Source organism: Propionivibrio sp. (assembly GCF_017995515.1).
Classification (GTDB): Bacteria; Pseudomonadota; Gammaproteobacteria; order Burkholderiales; family Rhodocyclaceae; genus Propionivibrio.
In genome coordinates this window covers 1-2,605 of the sequence record NZ_JAGOIT010000190.1, presented here as the reverse complement: position 1 = coordinate 2,605, position 2,605 = coordinate 1, and the positions used below count along the sequence as shown (strand labels likewise).

The window sequence follows — 2,605 nt, the reverse complement described above, 5'->3', positions numbered from 1 at the left end:
GGCACCAATGTGCATCACCTCGAAGGAGCGTGATCCCGTCCGAGCTGGTGAGAGGCCAGCAAGCGCCGAGAGGCGACATACTCCCGCAGCAGGACGCCAGACATGAAGCTGACCATGCTCAAGCCGCGATTGCAGGCGAGCACGGCGCAGCGCATGCAGACGCTCGACATCAAGGCGGGCGCCACCAAGCGCATCACCGGCTACACATGGCAGCAGATCCGCAAGGCCGTCATGGCCCGCGATCACTACCAATGCCAGCTATGCGGGTGCGTGGGCATCGAGCATGAGGTCGATCACGTCGTGCCGCTTGAGCAAGGCGGATCGAACGACATGGGAAACCTTCGCTTGACGTGCGTCGAGTGCCACAAGGCCAAGACGGCACGCGAGGCATCCGCACGGGCCGGGGGCGGGTGAAAAGTCCAGAGGTCGTCGTGGCCATAAACCGCGCACATTCCCACGTAGGGACTTTCCTCCAGTTTTGAAAAAAGGGGTTTTCAGAATGGCCGGCGTCAAAGGCATGAAGGGCGGCGGCGGTGCGCGGACTGGCGCCGGACGCAAGCCGAAGCCGAGGCCCGAATCTGCTCCCGTTGCGACCGTTGCGCCTGTCGTAATCGAGCAGGGCGAGCGCGACATGCTCAAGCTGTTGCAAGACGTGGCGCTCGGGGTTGTCGAGGCGACTCCGATCCAGGTGCGCGCGGCAATCGCTGCGGTGCAATACACGCACACCAAGCGCGCGGACGGCGGCAAGAAGGAAGAGCAGGCCGAGAAGGCGAAGAAGGTAGCCGGCGGAAAGTTCGCTGCTGCCGCTCCGCCTAAGCTCGTGGTGAATAACCGCTGATGCCGGAATGGACCACGGCGTGTCCTGACTGGGCCGATCGGCTCAAGTCGGGGCGCAGCATCATCCCGTCGCCGATCTTCCCCGACGAAGCCGAGCGCGCGCTTGCTGTGTTCCGCGAACTGAAGATCGTGGATGCGCCGGGCTCGCCGACGATCGGCGAGGCGTGCGCGCCGTGGGTGTTCGATCTGGCTGCGTCGATCTTCGGGGCGTATGACGCTGAGTCGGGACGCAGGCTTATAACCGAGTGGTTTATTTGTGTCCCGAAGAAGAACAGCAAGAGCACCATCGCCGCGGCGGTGATGATGACGGCGCTGATCTTGAACTGGCGGCAGTCGGCTGAATTCGCTGCGCTTGCGCCGACGATCGAGGTCGCCGGCAATGCGTTCTCACCAGCGCGCGACATGGTGAAGCACGACGAGGAGCTGGACGCGCTGCTCCAGGTGCAAACCCATGTCCGCACGATCACGCACCGCGAGAGCGGCGCAACGTTGAAGGTCGTGGCCGCTGACAGCAACACGGTCGGCGGCAAAAAGTCGGTCGGCACTCTGGTTGATGAGCTGTGGTTGTTCGGGAAGCAGGCGAACGCAGAGAACATGCTTCGCGAGGCAATCGGCGGGCTTGCTTCCAGGCCCGAGGGCTTCGTCATCTACCTGACGACGCAATCGGACGACCCGCCGGCCGGCGTGTTCAAGCAGAAATTGCAGTACGCCCGCGACGTGCGGGACGGCAAGATTCACGATCCGCGCTTCGTGCCGGTGATCTTCGAGCATCCGCCTGAGATGGTGGAGCGCAAAGAGCACCTGCTGCGCGAGAACCTTGCGCTGGTGAATCCGAACCTTGGCTATTCGGTGGATCGCGAGTTCCTTGACCGCGAATACACGAAGGCGCAGCAGGGCGGCGAGGAGTCGTTTCGTGGTTTCCTGGCGAAGCACGCGAACGTCGAAATAGGGATGTCGCTGCGCTCCGACCGCTGGCCCGGCGCGGACTTCTGGGAGCCGCAGGCCCGGAAGGGCACGAACCTTGACGCGATTCTGGCACGCTGCGAAGTCGTGGATGTGGGGATTGATGGCGGCGGGCTTGACGACTTGCTCGGGCTGTCCGTGGTGGGTCGGGATGCCGAGTCGCGCGAGTGGTTGTCGTGGTCGCACGCATGGGCGCATCCGTCCGTGCTCGAGCGCAGGAAGTCGGAGGCCGAGCGGTTTCGTGACTTCGCCCGCGATGGCGATCTGACGCTCGTCAAACAGGTTGGCGACGACGTTGCAGACGTGGCCGCGATCTGCGCCGAGATCGAAGAGGCCGGCGTACTGGACAAGATCGGGTTGGACCCGGCCGGAGTGGGTAGCATCCTTGATGCGCTCGTGCAAGCGGGTGTTCCGCAGGACAAGATCATCGGCGTATCGCAAGGCTGGCGGCTGGGTGGCGCGATCAAGACCACGGAACGCAAGCTGGCCGAGGGCGGCATGTGGCATGACGGCTCGCCGATGATGGCGTGGTGCGTCGGTAACGCCAAGGTCGAGCCGCGCGGGAACAGCATCCTGATCACGAAGCAGGCAAGCGGGTTCGCGAAGATCGACCCGCTGATGGCGCTGTTCAATGCGGTGTCGCTGATGGCGCTGAATCCTGCTGCGGCAGAAAAATCATTTTGGGACATATGACTACATGAGCTGGCTAGACTTCCTGCCGTTCCGCAAGAAGGCTGACGCCGGCGGATATACGGTTGTCGATTTGATGAGCGACGTGGGCTGGAGCATCACGCCGTCCAAATCG

3 protein-coding genes are annotated in these 2,605 nt (G+C 63.4%); all 3 read left to right on the top strand.

Annotation, left to right across the window (positions count from 1 at the left end; translation table 11 throughout):
- Positions 1-102: 102 nt before the first annotated feature.
- The 3 genes from KBA32_RS16980 to KBA32_RS16970 all read left to right on the top strand — a co-directional run bounded on the left by KBA32_RS16980 (position 103) and on the right by KBA32_RS16970 (position 2,493).
- A complete protein-coding gene (locus KBA32_RS16980; RefSeq protein WP_294361483.1) occupies positions 103-414 on the top strand; it encodes an HNH endonuclease in 312 nt (103 codons plus the stop codon).
- 85 nt (positions 415-499) lie between these two features.
- Complete coding sequence (locus KBA32_RS16975; protein WP_294361482.1) at positions 500-838, top strand: hypothetical protein; 339 nt, start codon at positions 500-502, stop codon at positions 836-838.
- Positions 838-2,493 carry a terminase large subunit gene (locus KBA32_RS16970; protein WP_294361481.1) on the top strand — a complete coding sequence of 552 codons (1,656 nt, stop codon included), beginning with the start codon at positions 838-840 and terminating at the stop codon, positions 2,491-2,493. The genes KBA32_RS16975 and KBA32_RS16970 overlap by 1 nt, the downstream gene beginning before the upstream one ends.
- Positions 2,494-2,605: the final 112 nt, after the last annotated feature.

Excerpts from the sequence above, each read along its gene's own strand:
- KBA32_RS16980 (WP_294361483.1), top strand. The coding sequence starts at position 103 with ATGAAGCTGACCATGCTCAAGCCGCGATTGCAGGCGAGCACGGCGCAG.
- KBA32_RS16975 (WP_294361482.1), top strand. The coding sequence starts at position 500 with ATGGCCGGCGTCAAAGGCATGAAGGGCGGCGGCGGTGCGCGGACTGGC.
- KBA32_RS16970 (WP_294361481.1), top strand. The coding sequence starts at position 838 with ATGCCGGAATGGACCACGGCGTGTCCTGACTGGGCCGATCGGCTCAAG.